This window comes from Streptomyces hawaiiensis, from assembly GCF_004803895.1.
GTDB lineage: Bacteria > Actinomycetota > Actinomycetes > Streptomycetales > Streptomycetaceae > Streptomyces > Streptomyces hawaiiensis.
This window is the reverse complement of sequence record NZ_CP021978.1, coordinates 256,457-272,640: the sequence shown is the minus strand read 5'-3', so window position 1 is coordinate 272,640 and position 16,184 is coordinate 256,457. Positions and strand designations below refer to the sequence as shown.

Annotated in this window: 18 protein-coding genes and 1 pseudogene; 7 read left to right on the top strand and 12 right to left on the bottom strand. The window is 68.3% G+C overall.

The window, feature by feature from the left end; all coding sequences use genetic code 11:
• Positions 1-2: 2 nt before the first annotated feature.
• Positions 3-215, bottom strand: coding sequence for a hypothetical protein (locus tag CEB94_RS01355; protein ID WP_175430389.1), 213 nt, complete (start codon positions 213-215; stop codon positions 3-5).
• A 259-nt stretch (positions 216-474) separates the two neighbouring features.
• On the opposite strand from CEB94_RS01355, the gene CEB94_RS01350 reads away from it, so the two are divergent.
• Positions 475-708, top strand: a complete 234-nt coding sequence (locus CEB94_RS01350; protein ID WP_342789333.1) for a DUF5132 domain-containing protein — start codon at positions 475-477, stop codon at positions 706-708.
• Positions 709-777: 69 nt separating this feature from the next.
• A complete protein-coding gene (locus tag CEB94_RS01345; protein WP_425472413.1) occupies positions 778-1,140 on the top strand; it encodes an alpha/beta hydrolase family protein in 363 nt (120 codons plus the stop codon).
• A 154-nt stretch (positions 1,141-1,294) separates the two neighbouring features.
• Here CEB94_RS01345 and CEB94_RS01340 read toward each other — a convergent pair whose 3' ends face one another.
• The 10 genes and pseudogenes from CEB94_RS01340 to CEB94_RS01295 form a co-directional block, all read right to left on the bottom strand.
• Entirely contained in the window at positions 1,295-1,435 is a 141-nt protein-coding gene (locus CEB94_RS01340; RefSeq protein ID WP_175430388.1) for a hypothetical protein, read from the bottom strand.
• Positions 1,435-2,874, bottom strand: a complete 1,440-nt coding sequence (locus CEB94_RS01335) for a GH1 family beta-glucosidase (protein WP_175430387.1) — start codon at positions 2,872-2,874, stop codon at positions 1,435-1,437. Before CEB94_RS01335 ends, CEB94_RS01340 begins: the two co-directional genes overlap by 1 nt.
• A gap of 14 nt (positions 2,875-2,888) precedes the next feature.
• Complete coding sequence (locus tag CEB94_RS01330) at positions 2,889-3,728, bottom strand: carbohydrate ABC transporter permease (protein ID WP_175430386.1); 840 nt, start codon at positions 3,726-3,728, stop codon at positions 2,889-2,891.
• A 6-nt stretch (positions 3,729-3,734) separates the two neighbouring features.
• Entirely contained in the window at positions 3,735-4,694 is a 960-nt protein-coding gene (locus CEB94_RS01325; RefSeq protein WP_175430385.1) for a carbohydrate ABC transporter permease, read from the bottom strand.
• 10 nt (positions 4,695-4,704) lie between these two features.
• A complete protein-coding gene (locus tag CEB94_RS01320) occupies positions 4,705-5,955 on the bottom strand; it encodes a sugar ABC transporter substrate-binding protein (protein ID WP_246111665.1) in 1,251 nt (416 codons plus the stop codon).
• A gap of 90 nt (positions 5,956-6,045) precedes the next feature.
• Positions 6,046-7,107, bottom strand: coding sequence for a LacI family DNA-binding transcriptional regulator (locus CEB94_RS01315; RefSeq protein WP_175430384.1), 1,062 nt, complete (start codon positions 7,105-7,107; stop codon positions 6,046-6,048).
• A gap of 405 nt (positions 7,108-7,512) precedes the next feature.
• The gene (gene infA, locus CEB94_RS01310) at positions 7,513-7,737 is read right to left on the bottom strand and encodes a translation initiation factor IF-1 (protein ID WP_161241757.1); all 225 of its coding nucleotides are present in this window, start codon (positions 7,735-7,737) and stop codon (positions 7,513-7,515) included.
• Complete coding sequence (locus CEB94_RS01305; protein ID WP_175430383.1) at positions 7,734-8,525, bottom strand: GNAT family N-acetyltransferase; 792 nt, start codon at positions 8,523-8,525, stop codon at positions 7,734-7,736. Before CEB94_RS01305 ends, infA begins: the two co-directional genes overlap by 4 nt.
• 570 nt (positions 8,526-9,095) lie before the next feature.
• Positions 9,096-9,405: pseudogene (locus CEB94_RS01300) on the bottom strand (FAD-dependent monooxygenase); the annotation flags it as partial.
• 21 nt (positions 9,406-9,426) lie between these two features.
• Positions 9,427-9,840 (bottom strand): MerR family transcriptional regulator, encoded by a 414-nt coding sequence (locus CEB94_RS01295; protein ID WP_175430382.1) that lies wholly within the window; start codon positions 9,838-9,840, stop codon positions 9,427-9,429.
• A gap of 418 nt (positions 9,841-10,258) precedes the next feature.
• On the opposite strand from CEB94_RS01295, the gene CEB94_RS01290 reads away from it, so the two are divergent.
• Positions 10,259-11,746 (top strand): SulP family inorganic anion transporter, encoded by a 1,488-nt coding sequence (locus tag CEB94_RS01290; protein ID WP_246111664.1) that lies wholly within the window; start codon positions 10,259-10,261, stop codon positions 11,744-11,746.
• A 177-nt stretch (positions 11,747-11,923) separates the two neighbouring features.
• Here the strand turns inward: CEB94_RS01290 and CEB94_RS01285 are convergent, their stop codons facing one another.
• Positions 11,924-12,757: an NAD(P)H-binding protein gene (locus CEB94_RS01285; protein WP_175430380.1), complete on the bottom strand. Its 834-nt coding sequence runs from the start codon at positions 12,755-12,757 to the stop codon at positions 11,924-11,926.
• 230 nt (positions 12,758-12,987) lie between these two features.
• Here CEB94_RS01285 and CEB94_RS01280 point away from each other — a divergent pair, with 230 nt between their 5' ends.
• From CEB94_RS01280 to CEB94_RS01270, 4 genes are all read left to right on the top strand, one after another.
• Positions 12,988-13,878 (top strand): alpha/beta hydrolase, encoded by an 891-nt coding sequence (locus tag CEB94_RS01280; protein WP_175430379.1) that lies wholly within the window; start codon positions 12,988-12,990, stop codon positions 13,876-13,878.
• A 508-nt stretch (positions 13,879-14,386) separates the two neighbouring features.
• The gene (locus tag CEB94_RS01275) at positions 14,387-14,944 is read left to right on the top strand and encodes a DUF3291 domain-containing protein (protein ID WP_175430378.1); all 558 of its coding nucleotides are present in this window, start codon (positions 14,387-14,389) and stop codon (positions 14,942-14,944) included.
• 4 nt (positions 14,945-14,948) lie between these two features.
• On the top strand, positions 14,949-15,290 hold the full coding sequence (locus CEB94_RS41830; RefSeq protein WP_342790402.1) for a GNAT family N-acetyltransferase: 342 nt from the start codon (positions 14,949-14,951) through the stop codon (positions 15,288-15,290).
• Between the two features lie 101 nt (positions 15,291-15,391).
• Positions 15,392-15,967: a hypothetical protein gene (locus CEB94_RS01270; protein WP_175430377.1), complete on the top strand. Its 576-nt coding sequence runs from the start codon at positions 15,392-15,394 to the stop codon at positions 15,965-15,967.
• The last annotated feature ends 217 nt before the right edge of the window (positions 15,968-16,184 follow it).

Genomic DNA, 16,184 nt, shown 5'->3' with positions numbered 1-16,184 from the left:
GGTCAGGAGAGTTTGCTCCTGAGCATCGTGAGATAGAAGGGGAACTTCTTCACCGCTGTCGCAGGAATCACGAAAACCTCCACCTCTCCGTGTAAATGATCGCTGATGGTCAGTGTGCATTTCCCGTTCGTATGGCGCACTTCAGCGGAGTAGAGAATTTCCCCGGGTGAGGGCTCGCCCGCAGCAATGGTCTCGTCAGTTGCTGTGTTTTCCACATTCACTCCTGGCTCATATCTCTCAGGTGGAGACGGGTATTCACAGCTCGCCCCATGTGACGGTAGGTCACTTGGCGGCCAATGAGATCAACTCGAGCCGGTATGCACACGAACGGGTGAATGATATGAGAAGGCCTGGTGAGAGGCCATGTTGGGTGGCTAGGCTCGGATTTCGAGGATAGCTCCGGTGAAATTCCGGAGTGCCGTGAGAAAGGCTGAAGAAACTATGCTTCCTGTGCTTCCCGTCTTCTTGGTCGGTGTGGCTTCCGCCCCCCTGCTGAAGAAGGTGATCAGGCCGGTGATTCGAGGGACCGTAAAGGGCTCCGTGAAGCTGGCGATGGACGCCAAGCGAGTCGCTCACGAGATCAACGAAGACCTGAGCGACATTGCCGCCGAGGCGACAGCCGAGGCGTTCGCCGCCGATCTGCAGGAGGGGTCGGACGTTCCCCATCAGACCACCAAGAAGGCCCGTACGAGCGCCGTGAACGGGTGACAGGACGCGCGTTACCGGAAAAAGCAGAGTGTCGGCCGGTGAGGGCATCCTTCGATCGAAAGGGAACTCGTGACAGCTCCTGTCGTCCTCGACCACCGGGCATCCGGCTACAGCCTGCGGCACGCCTACTGTCTCGCCCAGGCGTGCGCTCTGGCCTACAAGGACCCGGTCACGATCGAACAGCAGGCGGCCACGTGGGGCTTCGACCGGGTACGCCACCACGAGACGCGGTTCACCCCGCCGTTTCCGCTTCAGGACACGCAGGCCTACACGCTGGCCGGCGACCACATGATCATCACTGCGTTCCGCGGCACGGAGTCGGACCAGATCAAAGACTGGCTGACCGACGGCACAGCCCCGCCCCGGCGAGGCCGAACGGCACGGGGCGTAGCACCTGCCACGGCCCCGGTGCTCCCTCCGCCTCGACCGTGACCCTGTCGCCGTCGCGAGTCGTCCGGAAGTAAGCCGTCGTGGCGTCCCGGGCGGCCGTGACCGGGACCCGGGTCGTGACCGTCGCACCGTCGCTCGGCAGCGCCCGCGTGGTGCGTGGTGCGGATACCGTCACGCCCTCGGCCGGGGACCAGCACTAGACGGTCAGCAGTGGGCTGTTGACGGTGTGGCCGCGGCGCGTGACCTGCCGCACGGGTGCGTGGAGCGTGAACCGGTCCTCGTCGACGCGGACGTCGGCGACCTCGGCGGCGTACGACGCATGGAAGCCGTCGCGCATCAGCCAGTGGCCCTCGGCGAACTTCGTCGGGGGTCCTCACCGGGGGTGGTGCGGGCGCGGTGGGCGGCGATCAGCCGCTGGTACCAGCGGTAGCTGTCCTTGGGTGTGCGTACTTGCGTGTCGTAGTCGACCCGGACGATGCCGAAGCGCTGGCCGTAGCCACGGGCCCACTCGAAGTTGTCCAGCAGCGACCACACATAGTAGCCGCGCACGTCGACACCCGCGCGCAGGGCGGCGGCGAGCGCGTCCAGATGGCTGTGAAGGTAGTCGACCCGCTCCACGTCGCGGACCCGGCCGTCGGCGTCGAGGGTGTCCGCCTCCGCCGAGCCGTTCTCGGTGATCAGGAGCGGTGGCAGCGCGGGGTAGCGCTCGGTCAGGCAGACCAGCAGATCCGTGAAGGTGTGCGGGACGACGGGCCAGCCCATGGTGGTGTGGCGGACATCGTCGCGCCAGGTCTCCTCGGCCCGGACGTCGACCGCGGTACGGGTGGCGGGGTCGGCGTCGCGGTACGGGGCATCGGAGACGGTGATCGGGCGGTAGTAGTTGATGCCGACGAAGTCGAGCGGTGCACCGATGAGGTCGAGGTCGCCGTCGAGGCGGTACGAGCCGTCACGGGAGGACAGCAACTCGCCCCAGGTCTCGGCTTCGTGCTCCGGGTAGCGCCCGGCGAACAGCGGCTCGAACCATACGTCGTTGTGGAGCGTCTCGACGCGGCGTACGGCGGCCAGGTCGGCGGGGGAGTCCGTGGCCGGTAGCAGCCGGTCGGGGTTGAGCGTGATCCCGACCTCCCGTGCCCCCGCAGCGCGCAGGGCGTGCACGGCCAGTCCGTGGCCGACGAGCAGATGGTGCGCGGCGGCGAGCGCGCCGCGGCCCTCGCGGGCACCCGGGGCATGGGCGCCCGCCGCGTAGCCGACGAAAGCGCTGCAGAAGGGCTCGTTGAGCGTGATCCAGCGCTCCACCCGGTCGCCGAGCCGGGCGGCGACGACCCCGGCGTACTCGGCGAACCGCTCCGCCGTCTCGCGTACCCGCCAGCCGCCCCGGTCCTCCAGGGCCTGAGGGAGGTCCCAGTGGTAGAGGGTGGCGGCGGGTGAGATGCCGGAGGCCAGCAGCTCGTCCACGAGCCGGTCGTAGAGGTCGAGCCCGGCCGCGTTGGCGGGGCCGGAGCCGGCCGGCTGGACACGCGGCCAGGCGACGGAGAAGCGGTAGCTGTCCACGCCCAGTTCGCGCAGCAGCGCGATGTCCTCGCGGTAGCGGTGGTAGTGGTCGCAGGCGACGTCACCGGTGGCACCGTCCGCGACGCGCCCGGGCTCACGGCAGAAGGTGTCCCAGATGGACGCGCCTCTGCCGTCCTCGTCGTATGCGCCCTCGATCTGGTAACTGGCCGTGGCGGCACCGAAGAAGAAGCCGGCCGGGAACTCGGGGAACTCGGAGAAACTCACGGGGAGGCACCTGTCTACTTGACCGAACCGCCGGTGATCCCGGCGGCGATGTACTTCTGGGCGACGACGAGCAGGATCGCGGCCGGTACGGCGGAGAGCACCGCGGTCGCCATGACCGCGCCCCAGTCGCTGACATGTGCGCCGACGAACTGGTAGATGCCGAGCGTGATGGGCTTGACGTCGTCCGTGGTGTTGAGGGTGAGCGCGAACATGAAGTCCGACCAGGCGAAGAGGAAGGTGAACAGTCCCGCGGTGATCAGGGCGTTGCGGCTCATGGGCAGCACGATCCGCACGAACGCGGTGAAGCGGTTCGCGCCGTCCACCATCGCGGCCTCGACGACCTCGCTCGGGATCGACACCATGAACGCCCGCAGCAGCACGACCGCGAACGGCAGACCGAGCGAGGCGTCCGCCAGGATCAGCCCCAGATAGGAATTGACGAGGTCGAGCTGCGCATAGGCGCTGTAGAGGGCGTTGGCGATGACGATGCCCGGAACCATCTGCGTGATGAGCGTCGCGAAGACGATGCCCTGCCCGCCGCGGAGTCCGAACTGGGCGAGCCCGTACGCGGCGGGCGCGGCGAGCGCGAGACAGACCACCACGGCGCCGAGTGCGACGACGAAGCTGGTGAGCAGCGAACCACCCTGGGTGCTGATCGCCGTGTCGAAGTTCTTCAGGGACGGTGAGACGGGGAACCACTCGGTGCCGGCGATGCTCGACTCGGGCTGAAGGGCGGTGTTGAGCATCCAGTACACGGGGAAGAGCAGCACGGCGAGGATCAGCAGCGCGGCGGCGGTGTTCCACACCGAACGCATGAGGAGAAGGCTCGCCGGTCGTTGCATCGGTCGGTTCATCGTCGGTCACTTCCCCTTGCCGAAGTCGGCGCGGTTGGCCCGCAGGTACAGCACGGCGAAGACCGCGCTGATGAGGATCAGGACATTGCCCACCACGGCGCCCTGGCCGAAGTCGAGCTGAAGGAACGAGAGCTGGTACGTGACCGTGCCCAGCGTCTGGGTGGAGTCCGCGGGCCCACCCGAGGTCAGCGCCAGGATCAGGTCGAGGATCTTCACCGTCGACATGAAGCCCAGCACGAGCACGACGGTGATCACCGGGCGCAGCATCGGCAGCGTGATGCTGCGGAACGTCCGCCATGGGCCGGAGCCGTCGAGCGACGCGGCCTCGTACAGCTCGCGCGGGATCTCCTGGAGACCGCCGTAGAGGATGACCATGTTGAACGGGATGCCGATCCAGATGTTGACCAGGACCGCCGACAGCAGTGCCACACCGGGGCTGCTCAGCCACGGCACGCCGTCCTGCGGGACCAGGCCGACCGCGTGGAGGGCGGTGTTCAGCATGCCGTGGTCCTGGTCGAGAATGCGCCGCCAGACGACGGCGGAGACGACCATGGGCACGAGCCACGGCAGCAGAAGGACGGCGCGCACGAAGCCGGAGAGCCGAAAACGGCGGGAGAAGAAGACGGCGAGGGTCAGGCCGATGGTGAACTGGCCGAGCAGCGAGCCGACGGTGAACAAGGCCGTGTGCCACAGGGCGTCGGTGAACAGCTCGTTGGCGAAGACGGCCCGCCAGTTGTCGAGGCCGTTGAACGGTGCCTCGCCGGTGAAGTACGTCTTCGGCGTGTAGTGCTGGAAGCTCATCACGATGTTGCGGACGAGCGGGTAGCCGAAGAAGAGCGCCATGTAGGCGAGCGCGGGAGCGACGAAGAGCCAGCGCAGCAGCCCACGGCGCAGGGGAGCGCGGCCGGCGGCGGATTTCGCTTCGGCGGCGCCCGAGGCGGGCGCCGGGGAGGTGATGGTGGTCATGGCCGGTTCCTCACTTCCCCGCCGAAGCCTGCTGCTGGGCCCGGTGCAGGGCCTGTTCGGGACTGGTCCGGCCCGTAAGCACCGACTGGAAGGCGCCCGCGAGCGCGTCGCCGACGACCGGCCAGCCGGTGCCGACCTTCGCGGTACGGGAGCGGGCGGTGGTGACGAGCTCGGCGAACGCGGCGAGCTTCGGGTTCTGCTTCGCGTACGCCTGTGCGGCCGTGGCGCGGGTGGGCACGTTGTTGACAGATTCGCCCCACTGGAGCTGGTTCTTCTCGGAGTTGAGGCAGTTCAGGACCTTGCCGGCGTTCTTCTCGCGGGCCGGATCGTCGTCGTTCTTCGGTACGGCCATGACGGTGCCCCCGATGGGCGGCACCGCCGGCTTGCCCGCCTCGGGTACCGGGATGCTCGCGACCGCCCAGTCCACGTTCTTCTGGGCGCTGAGGACCGGCACCTGCCACGGCCCGTTGATCATCATGGCGGCGCGGCCCGCGACGAACTGGTCGTTGACGTCCTGCTGGTTCCAGTTGACGACGGACCTGGAGGCGGAGCCGTCGGCGACCAGGTCCTTCCAGAGCTGGAGCGCGGCCTCGCCCTTGCCGCTGTCGATCTCTGCCTCGTCACCGCCGGCGGACCAGAAGAACGGAAGGAACTGGTAGACGCCGTCCGCGTTCGGGCTCGCGCTGAAGGCCATCCCGTAGGTGTCGCCCGCGGTCAGCTTCCTCGCGGCGGCCCGCAGCTCCTTCCAGGTGGTGGGCGGGGCGATGCCCGCGTCCTTGAGGAGCTCGGTGTTGTAGATCAGCGCGAGGGAGTTGACGGAACGGGCGATCCCGTACTGGGTGCCGTCGTAGGACCCGAGGGACTTCGCGCTCGCGGAGAGGCCGGAGGTGTCGACCCCGACCGCGTCGAGCGGCCGCAGGCCCTCGGTCTGTGCGAACTGGGGCAGCTCCGAGCCGTCGAGCTCCAGGATGTCGGTGAGCGAGTCGGACGACGCCATCCGAAGCGCCTTGGAGGCGATCTGGTCGGCGGGCACGCTGATCTGCTCGACCCTCAGGCCGAGCGGTTTGCCGCAGCGGTCGAAGAACCGCTGATTGGCGGTGTGTTCGGCGGTGTCGGTCGCCGAGTTGAGCACGGTGACAGTGCCCGGGTCGGGCTCCGCGGCACAGCCGGCCAGCCCTGGCGCGACGATGACACAGGCAAGGGTGACGGCGAACGCGGGAACGCGTCCGCGTCCTGTTCTGCTGCGTCCTAAGAACGGCAAGGTTGATCCTCCGTTACATGTGCGACTGTGGACATGCGGTGGTCCGGCGATGAAGCGTCGCCGGCCGTGCCGTACGGGCGGTCCGAGTGGTCAGCCGGGCGACGGCGGGGCGATGACGGGCCCGGCCATCCGCGGCTGGATCAGGTGGTGCGGCGCGCCGGAGGGCATGCTCGGGGCAGGTGCCCCGAGGGACTCCCGCGAAGTCGATGACCGGTCGTCGCGGCCGGGGCCGATCGCGTCGATGGCGAGCCGGGCCACTGCCGTGGACATCTCCGCGACGGGCAGATCGATCCGCGGCAGATGCCGGATGCCCATCTCGTCGGGGAGGCTGCCGACGAGCACGACGGTCAGATCGTGGGGAATCCGCAACCCGGCCGCCGCCACCGCGTCCAGCAGGCGGGGGAGGAGGATCAGGTGCTGGACGACCAGCGCGGTCGGGACGGGCCGCGCGGCCAGCGCCTCGCTCAGCCGCCGCGCGAGGACGTCCGGGGCGAGGTGGGACGGGATCACGCGGACATCGGCCCCGGTCTCGACGGCCGCTCGCCGCGCGCCGTCGAGGCCGTGCAGGGCATAGCCACGGCGTGCGGCGACCTCGTGCTCGGCCGACGAGAGGAAGAGGATCCGCCGGTGGCCGGCAGCGGCGGTCTCACGCACGGCGAGGGCGACGGCGGCCTCCCAGTCGAGGTCGGTCCAGGGCAGCGCCGCGTGATCGTCGTGACCGAGCAGCGCCCCGGGGAAGCCCAGTTCGCGCAGGACCTCGACACGGGGGTCGCGGTCCTCGACCGCCATCAGCACCGCGGCGTCCGCGAGCCTGCTGCGGGCCACCCGGCGCAGCCCACCGACGCCGTCGCCGTCCGTCATCAGCAGCACGTCGTACCCGTGCACACGGGCGGCGTCGGTGACGTCGATCGCGAACCGCCCGTCGATCGCCCGGTACGCCCCGGGCACGCGTGGCGCGGCCAGCGCGAGCACCCGGGTCCGTGCGCTGCGCAGCGTGCGCGCACTCGCGCGCGGGTGATATCCGAGCTCGTCGATCGCGGCCCGCACCGCGCGCCGGGTGTCCTCGGAGATTTTGCGCGACCCGCTCAGGACGTACGACACGGTGCTCGGCGCGACGCCTGCGCGCTCGGCGACGTCCTTGATCGTGGTCATCTCCACCTCCACCGGCCCGTCTTGGGGGTCCGTCGGCTTCCTCGAATCATTCGAATCGATTCGACAAACGGGGTGACCATAAGCACGGCGGGCCGGGAGGGGCAATACCTTGGGCGGACGTCCTGCCGCGGCTCATCGACGACCGGTCACCAGCGTGGGCGTAACGGAACGTTCGTCGCTCAGGCGGCTTCCACCGGGGGAGAGGTCGGGTCGAGCGCGGAAGCGTGCGGGTGGCGACAGCGGCGACGCCGGCCGCTGTCACCGGCTCGGGACACACCAGGCCTGCCGGCGGCGGCTGGAGAGGTGACCGCTCCGCGGCCCTGCGAGCCACCATGGCGGCCCCGGTCACGGAAACGCCGTGACCAGGGCCCCCGGATCAGCTACCGCCGAGCGTGCCGACCGCCGCTAGTTCCGGTACCGGAACACGATCCTGCCGCGCGTCAGGTCGTACGGCGGAAGCTCCACCAGCACCCGGTCCTCCAGCATGATCTTGATGTAGTTCTTGCGGATCTTCCCGCTGATGTGCGCGAGCACCTGGTGGCCGTTCTCGAGCTCCACCGTGAACATGGCGCTGCGCAGGCACTCGACAACCTTGCCCTCGACTTCGATGACGTTCCTGTTCTTCGTCATCGCACCAGCTCCAGATTGCTGCTCATCGGCCGGGCGCCGATGTCCTCGAACAGTGCCGAGGCTGCCTGGTTGGCCTCGTGGACTTCGGTCCAGGCCGCGGCGAACCCGGAACGGTGCAGCGTCCCCAGCGCATGGGCCAGCAGCGCCCTGGCGATGCCACGGCGCTGCTCGTCGGCGCGGACCGCGACCAGCCCGATGCGCGGCCGGTTCCCCGGCACCACCCGGATCAGACCCAGGTAGCGGTCCGGGGCCGCGGCCACCGCGTACTTCGACGGGTCGACGATCGTGTCGCCTTCGGGGCGGGACATCACCTCTGCGGGCATCGACTGCCACCCGACCGTCGCTTCGACTTCGTCACGGATCGCGCGGTCCACCGCCCGCAGCAGACGCTCGTCCGCCTCACCGGCGGGCACGATCGTCACGCCCGAAGGCGGCAGGACTTCGTTGAGCCCTGTGACCCGCGGGTCGGTCGGCACGACGTACTCCCACTCGCGGCGCCGGATCGTGAAACCGGCCCGCCGCCAGCCGGCCGTCAGCTCGACGTCGGCTTCGTCGACCACCGTGTACAGCGGCGCCGGCAGTACCGCCGGCATCGCCTCGGCGAGCCGGTCGAAGACGGCGTCGTGCCAGGCGTCGATGCTGACGAACAAGCGTCCGTCGGGCCGGTGCTCCGCATGCCCGCGTCCGACCACCAAGTCGTCATCCAGCGCGTGCCATTGCCCTTCCGCGACGCGCGTGATCATCACCGCGTGCTCGCTCAGGCCAGATGTGAAAGGCTTCGTGTCCATCGGAGTCTCCTTCCAGGAGTGCCTCGATCTCAGGCGCTCCTGGCGACACCGAACGTCAGCCGCCGGACCGTGGCGGGTTGAGGGAGCACCCATGGGTAACTGTGTTCACGGGTCTCACCTCCCTACGACGACTTCACGGTCCACCAAGAACGTAGCAGCGAGACTCCGCCTCGCTCAAACCCTTTTCCATGACCTCGTGACGCGATCATGATCCGGTCTTCTTGGGGCACCTCCAGCAGATGAGGCTGCATCAACGAAAGGGTAGGAGGCGTGGACGGCAGGCAGCCGCCTCCGTGAGAACGGGCGTGCCATGGCGAACCGGATGGCCTCCGCCTGCTTGGAATACCCCCGCGCCCCAAGGCCGTTCGTCGTTTCGTCGTCCGTCTGGCGGTCGTCCGTGTGGTGACGGAGCCGACGAGTCGCATCGAGAGAACGAACTCGACACGGGGTCGACCCCCATCGAAGAGGCGGTCCGGGCAAACGTCCGCGAGTGACCCTTTCTACGTCTGCCGCGACGGCCCGTGGCGGTTCCCACGTCGCGCTCGACCACGTTCGCGCCCAGCGGGCCGTCTGGGCAAGGGCGTTGTCCAGCACGTCCTCGGCGACCGGATGACGTTCGGCCTCGTAGGTGTCCAGCAGTGTTTTCCGGAGCCCAGCCGCGGATCTGTGCGGCCAGGTTCCAGCCGAGGTTGAATCCGTCCTGAACGCTCAGGTTGAGGCCCTGGCCGCCAGTGGGTGGATGGATGTGTGCCGCATCGCCGGCCAGCAGCACCCGCCCGACCCGATAGCGTTCGGCCAGCCGGGTGGCATCCCCGAAGCGGGACAACCAGCGCGGCGAGGGCACGCCGAAATCGGTTCCGGCGACGGAGCGCAGCTGTTGTTTGATTGACGCCGTCGAAGGTCAGGCGCGTGCAGCGGGGACTCTCTGCTCCAGGCGAGCGCCCAGGGTGGCGGCGAAATCCTCAGCTCGGGCCAGCTGGATCCGGAGTTTGTCGACCTGCTCGGTGGCGGCCTGCTCGTAGACGCGGACCCGAGCCAGCAGCGCCTCGCGCTCGTCGGTGTCGAGGTCGCCATCGGCGTCCAGGCGATCGGTGGCGTCCAGGAGGTCGCGCATCTGCTCCAGGGTGAAGCCGAGCGGTTTCATGCGGCGGACGACCATGAGCCGGGCGACGTCGGTCTCGGTGTAGAGGCGGAAGCCGCCCTGGGAGCGTGCGGAGGGGATGACCAGGCCGGTCTCCTCGTAGTGCCGGATGGTGCGCAGAGACAGCTCCGTCCGCGCGGCGACCTCACCGATCTGCATGTGTTCGTCATCCACGCCCGTGGTCCTGGCCCTTCCCGTCGTGGTGGGCCGCGTCCCGTGCACCCCACCAGTCTCTACTCTAACGTTAGGGTAGAGTTGTTGTGGCGAGGGCGGCTCGGCTGCCCCGCTACTGCAGTTCCGGGGCCGATGGCGCCCCCGGCGAAGATCCCGATTCTTGCAGGAGAGAGCGTGCGCGAGCCCATGACGCCGATCGCCGCCGCCTGCCCGCCGTGACGCCTCGCCACCAGGTGTGAGTCGCCCGGCCGCGCTTCCGCGCAAGGCCCCGCCTCCGCCTTCCCTTCCGAACTCCGGCCCGCCCTGCGGGTCGTCCGCGGGGCGCCGGCCCGGTCCCTGCTAACTTCCCGCACGTCCCGGGCTGCTGGTGGGGTGTGCCCGAGCACGACAGGTATCCGTCTCCTTGTCTTCTGACGCAGTGACTCCTGCCACGCGACTGCGCGGCCTACGCCCCGACTGGCTGACCAACCCGAAGGTCTGGCGCACCGAGATCCTGGCCGGCCTGGTCGTTGCCCTGGCCCTGATTCCCGAGGCGATCTCGTTCTCGATCATCGCCGGGGTGGACCCGGCGGTCGGCCTGTTCGCCTCGTTCACCATGGCCGTGGCCATCTCGATCTTCGGCGGCCGCCGAGCGATGATCTCCGCCGCCACCGGCGCCGTCGCGCTCGTCATCGCCCCGCTGAACCGCGAGTACGGCCTGGGCTACCTGACCGCCGCCGTCATCCTGGCGGGCATCATCCAAGTAGCGCTCGGCGCGCTGGGGGTGGCGAAGCTGATGCGGTTCGTGCCGCGCTCGGTGATGGTGGGCTTCGTCAACGCCCTGGCGATCCTGATCTTCATGGCCCAGGTGCCCGAGATGCACGACGTGCCGTGGGCCGTGTACCCGCTGATCATCGGCGGCCTGGCGCTGATGGTGTTCTTCCCGAAGGTCACCAAGGTGATCCCGGCCCCTCTGGTATCCATCGTCATCCTCACCGTCATCACCGTCGCGGCCGGGATCGCCGTGCCCACCGTCGGCGACAAGGGCGCCCTGCCGTCCTCACTGCCGGTGCCGGGTCTGCCCGACGTGCCGTTCACGATGGACACCCTGACGACGATCGCCCCCTACGCGTTCGCGATGGCGCTGGTCGGCCTGATGGAGTCGCTGATGACCGCGAAGCTGGTCGACGACATCACCGACACCCACTCCTCCAAGACCCGTGAGTCCATCGGCCAGGGCATCGCCAACATCGTCACCGGCTTCTTCGGCGGAATGGGCGGCTGCGCGATGATCGGCCAGACGATGATCAATGTGAAAGTCTCCGGGGCTCGAACCCGCGTCTCCACCTTCCTCGCCGGTGTCTTCCTGATGGTGCTGTGCATCGTCTTCGGTCCGGTCGTCTCCGACATCCCGATGGCGGCGCTGGTCGCCGTCATGGTCATGGTGTCGTTCGCGACCTTCGACTGGCACTCCATCGCCCCCAAGACACTTCGGCGGATGCCCACCGGTGAGATCGCCGTCATGGCCATCACCGTGATCGTGGTGGTGGCCACCCACAACCTCGCCATCGGCGTGGTCGTCGGCTCTGTGACCGCAATGGTCATCTTCGCCAAGCGGGTCGCCCACCTCGCCGACGTCACCGCCGTCACCGGCCCCGACGGCACCACCGTGGTGTACTCCGTGACCGGTGAGCTGTTCTTCGCCTCCTCCAACGACCTCGTCGGCCAGTTCGACTACTCCGCTGGTCCCGACAGGGTCGTCATCGACCTGTCCGCCGCCCACATCTGGGACGCCTCCTCGGTGGCCGCCCTCGATGCCATCGAGACCAAGTACGCCCAGCGCGGTAAGACGGTGGAGATCATCGGCTTGAACGACCCGAGCGCCGACCTGCACGGCAAGCTGACCGGCGAACTCACCAGCCACTGACCCCGGCCACCACACAACACGAGGGCCCCGGCCGCCGGCCGGGGTCCTTCTCCCTTCTCAGTAACGACCTCTTCTCCGAGGCAAGACCGAGAACGGTCCGCGGCAGCGGTCCGGAGTACGGACTGACCTGCCCGGCTCCGTCGGCCGGTTGCCCCGTGCCGACGGTCGGCAGGCCAGTCAACGGAAGGAGTCGGCGTTCTCCGAAGCCCACTGCCGAAACGTGCGGGCCGGTGTTCCAGTGACCTGTGAAACCGTATCGCGCACCCTCAGCAGCTCCTCGTTCACGTCTCCGCCCGTGACGTCCAGCACTGCTTCCGCGGCGTCGGCCCCGAAGACCGCGGCCATCTGGGCGTGGGCCTCCTGGCGGCCGATCTCGGCGAAGGGGACCTCTCGGCCCAGTACCGCCGCGATGGCCTCGGCCTGCTGGCGGGCGGTGACCGGCTCTGGACCGGTCAAGGTGTACGTCTGCCCCTGATGGCCGGGCTCGGTCAGTGCCACCCGTGCCACCGACGCGATGTCCGCTGGATGGATGGTGGGCAGGGCGGTGTCCGCGTACGGAGCGCGGACGGTCTCGTGGCCACGGATGGAGGCCGCCCACATGAGGGCGTTCGAGGCGAACTGCGTCGGCCGCAGGATCGTCCAGGCCATGCCGCTCGCCTTGAGCAGTTGCTCTACCGCCAGGTTCTCGCCGGCGGGGCCGAGGTGGGGGTGGGTCTGGACGGTAATCGATGACACCAGCACGACGTGCTCCGCACCCGCCTGCCGGGCGGCTTCGAGGATGTCGGCGTCCGAGCCCAGACGCGACACAAGAAACAGTGAGCGCACCCCTTCCAGTGCGGACTTCAGCGATGCCGGCTCCGCGAAATCACCCTCCACCGCCTCGACACCCTCAGGGAAGATCACCCGTGCGGCATGGCGGGTGAGTCCTCTGAGCGGACCGACATCGCGTGCGTGCAGCTCCTTCAACAGTGCAGTGCCTATGTTTCCGGTGGCTCCGGTCACGAGGATCATGGGGGTCTTCCCGTCGTCAGATGATCAACCAGACGAGACGCTAGGACCTCAATCACACTTCAGGTCAAGGAACCCCTGGCCGTTCACGCCGCTGGGCACGTTGGCTCACCGCTTCGCGTGTGGTCCGCCTGGTGAAGGGCGTCTCCTGTCTGCCTATTGCGCCAACAAGAGCAAGCGTCCATTATCAGGAATCCTGTTACTTTAAACTTGTAGCGAAGGGTGCCCGAGGCATGCCATTGAGTCCCAGAATCCAGGCCAGAGGGGTCCAACTGCTGCTCGGCCGGATGATGTCGCGCGTCCACAAGGACCTGCGTTTCACGGACATCCCGAAGCGCACCGAAGCCCTCCTGGTACGGACCGGCGCCGGCCCGGTGCCCTGCACGGTCTACCGCCCGCCGACCGACACCGGAAGTGCCCCCGTGTACGTCAACTTCCACGGCGGTGGTTTCGTGGTCGGCCGCCCGGAGCAGGACGACCACATCTGCCGCTACATAGCCGCCACGGCCGACTGTGTCGTGATCAACGTGGACTACGCCGTCGCCCCGCAGCGGCAGTTTCCGGTGCCCGTCACCCAGGCTTACGACGTCACCGCGTGGGTCGCCGAGAACGGTCCTGCGGGCGGCTGGGACGGCTCGCGCCTTGCCGTGGGCGGACACAGTGCCGGGGCCAACCTGACCGCCGCGGTCTGTCGCATGGCCCGGGATCGCGGAAGCTTCTCCCCCCGGCTCCAGATCATCGACTCCGCGCCGCTCGATCAGCTCGCCGACCCGGCCACCAAGGAGTCCCTCATCGCCAAGCCGCTGCTCAGTCCTCAGCTCATGCGGGTCTTCACGGCCGCCTACGTCCCCGACCCCGCCGACCGTGCCGATCCCCTTGTCTCCCCCGCACTGGCCGATGATCTCGTCGGGCTCCCTCCCGCCCTGGTCATCACCGCGGAGAACGACCGCCTGCGCGGGGAGGGTGACGCCTACGCCAAGGCTCTGGAGGCCGCCGGTGTTCCGGTCATCCACCGTGTCTTCGAGGGAGCCGATCACTACTTCACCCACACCGGCCCGGTACCGGCGGGGAAGACCGCCATCGACATGATGGCAACCACCTTGGCCACCGCACTCAGCGTCTGATGCCAGCCGGTCGGGGCAGGCGAACCCGGTTGCGGCGGGACGGGGCCGCGGAGCAAGCCGTTGTCCGGACGGTCGACCCCTGCCGGCCAGATGGGCCCGCACGCACCCGCATCCGGTGCTCGGTCTTGTGGCTGTAGGCCATCTTCTTCAAGCGCACGCGTTCGGCGGCACTCGGGGCTGTCGGACAGGGGGTGCGGACGGGCACGGCGGGCGAACAATCGGCCGAAGTGGACCCCTGGTGCCCCATAGCCTTCCCCGCCCTTCACCGCCCCAGCCCCCGCAATGACCGGTGCAAGAGGCCACTTGGACAGGGAAAACGCAACTTCGACATGGGCCGCAGAGGCAGCTACCTTCACCTGGTCTTCGGCGATCGCCCACGGTCGCCCAGGTTCCTTCAGGCTGCGCCACCCGCGACGGGATGAGTTGGTCACGCCCCACGAATCCTCGCCGCCAGGCGTAAGCCACCGAACCGGGGTCACACCAGGCACCCCCAACCAGGGAGAGACGCATGCCCCGTCTTGCGCTGTACACATTCGGAGTCCTGAAGTCACCTCTCGCCGATCCCGCACCTCTCACGCGTGAGTTCTACGACAGGGGTGAGGCCGTCTACCGGAAGATCAGTCAGCACCCCGGGTACCTCGCGCGTGCCGAAGCGGCAGACGGTGACCGGGGCATGCTCTTCGAGGCGGACTGGGGTGCATGGGGAGAGTTCGCCGTACCGACTTGGTACGGCAAGGGCCATACGGTGGAAACCACCGCCCTGGCCGCGACCCTCTCACTCTGGACCGACCTGCGCCCCGCCTTCGACGCCGTCTACACCGGTCTGCACCGTGAGGCGCTGAACAGGCGTTACGACTGGTTCGAGAGGACAGGGCACCCAAATTACGTGATCTGGTGGGTCTCCGACGGCGTGATACCCACCTGGCAGGACGGGGTTTCCAAGCTGCAACACCTCCACGACCACGGCTGCGCGCCGCACGCCTTCACCTTCCACCACTCGTTCGCCCCGGAGGGAACTCCGACCAGGCTCGAAGGCATCGGGCCGAAGAGCGACCAGGTTCGCTGACAAGATCTCGTCGAGCCTCCAAGAGGCCGGCGAGGGCTACATCGAGCAAGTCGCAGTGCGCCGTGACCACCGCAACCGAGGTATCGCCGGCCTAGTGCTGCGTCAGTGTCTTCCTGACAGGTGTCAGGAAGACACTGACGGGCAGGCCGGATACGTTTCCCCACATGCCGCAGTGCATCGGCGTGCGAGCGCACCGCCTACCGGCGGGCTCGCACGCCAGGTCACAACCGGTGTGCGTCACGTCCGTTGCTTCCCACGTATCGAGTCAACCTCAGAATCACGGGGCAGCGGAATCCACGCGGAAGGGAGGAAGAGACCGGGCATGCCCGACTCGGCCTTCTCATAGCCCTGACCATGCAAGTCCGATCATGACCACGTTGCCCGGGGGCCGGACCAGCGTCTGGGCGAGTTCCCAGTTGCCTCTTGCTTCATCAGGAAAGGAATCGCATGTCCCTATTGAAGCGGTACGGATCTCTCGCAGCGGCAGCCGTGGCTGTGTTGTCTGTGGGATTGGCGGGGCCGGCATCCGCGGAGACGACGCAAACCCAGGCGGCCTTCGTCGAACAGGCCCGCGCTGCCGGCCTCAGCCGAGAGGATGCCGGCGCTCTCCAGACGAAAGTGGACCGTTACCTTTCCCGCCAGGACGGACGACAGGTCTCGGCGAACGAGATTGTCCTGGCCGACGGTGCCACGCTGACGGTCACCGTTCCCGGCGAGCGGTACGTGCGTGAGTTGAGCACGTCGGCCCGAAGCCGTGCCGCGGCACAGTGGGAGTGCGACTACGAGTACTTCTGCATGTTCCGTCAGCAACTCGGCATGGGTGACCGACTCGCCCTGTACCACTGTCAGGACTACGCGCTGCAGGGCTGGACGGGCGAGGGCTCCTACTACAACCACCAGACCCCCGGCACCCGTGCACTGTTCAAGAACCAGAACCGCAACGTCATCTACACCACGCCTGGCGCTACCTTCAGCGAGGCGAGCTACAACTGGACCCCTGTCTGGTATGTCAAACCCTGCTAGTAAGCCGGCGTTGGGGCCGTCGAACCAGCGGTGCAACTCGGGTTGTTGAGGGCTATCGACAGGCGGACCCGCCGGCCCCGCCCTGCTGCCGGCGGCCTTCTCAGCCGGCACGGGGCTCGTAGGCGGGGGCACCGCCGCGGCGGCCGATGACTGTGGCCCGCACCCGAACCGCTGACTGTTCGCAGCGAGACCATCGGCGCGTCCTTGTCGACCACGC

What these genes read in the sequence shown, in the direction of transcription:
- CEB94_RS01340 (WP_175430388.1), bottom strand. Translation starts at nt 1,435, where the DNA reads ATGCGCGACGGCTTCCATGCGTCGTACGCCGCCGAGGTCGCCGACGTC.
- CEB94_RS01330 (WP_175430386.1), bottom strand. Translation starts at nt 3,728, where the DNA reads ATGAACCGACCGATGCAACGACCGGCGAGCCTTCTCCTCATGCGTTCG.
- CEB94_RS01280 (WP_175430379.1), top strand. Translation starts at nt 12,988, where the DNA reads ATGCCATTGAGTCCCAGAATCCAGGCCAGAGGGGTCCAACTGCTGCTC.
- CEB94_RS01270 (WP_175430377.1), top strand. Translation starts at nt 15,392, where the DNA reads ATGTCCCTATTGAAGCGGTACGGATCTCTCGCAGCGGCAGCCGTGGCT.
- CEB94_RS01305 (WP_175430383.1), bottom strand. Translation starts at nt 8,525, where the DNA reads ATGGACACGAAGCCTTTCACATCTGGCCTGAGCGAGCACGCGGTGATG.
- CEB94_RS01315 (WP_175430384.1), bottom strand. Translation starts at nt 7,107, where the DNA reads ATGACCACGATCAAGGACGTCGCCGAGCGCGCAGGCGTCGCGCCGAGC.
- CEB94_RS01275 (WP_175430378.1), top strand. Translation starts at nt 14,387, where the DNA reads ATGCCCCGTCTTGCGCTGTACACATTCGGAGTCCTGAAGTCACCTCTC.
- CEB94_RS01325 (WP_175430385.1), bottom strand. Translation starts at nt 4,694, where the DNA reads ATGACCACCATCACCTCCCCGGCGCCCGCCTCGGGCGCCGCCGAAGCG.
- infA (WP_161241757.1), bottom strand. Translation starts at nt 7,737, where the DNA reads ATGACGAAGAACAGGAACGTCATCGAAGTCGAGGGCAAGGTTGTCGAG.
- CEB94_RS01285 (WP_175430380.1), bottom strand. Translation starts at nt 12,757, where the DNA reads ATGATCCTCGTGACCGGAGCCACCGGAAACATAGGCACTGCACTGTTG.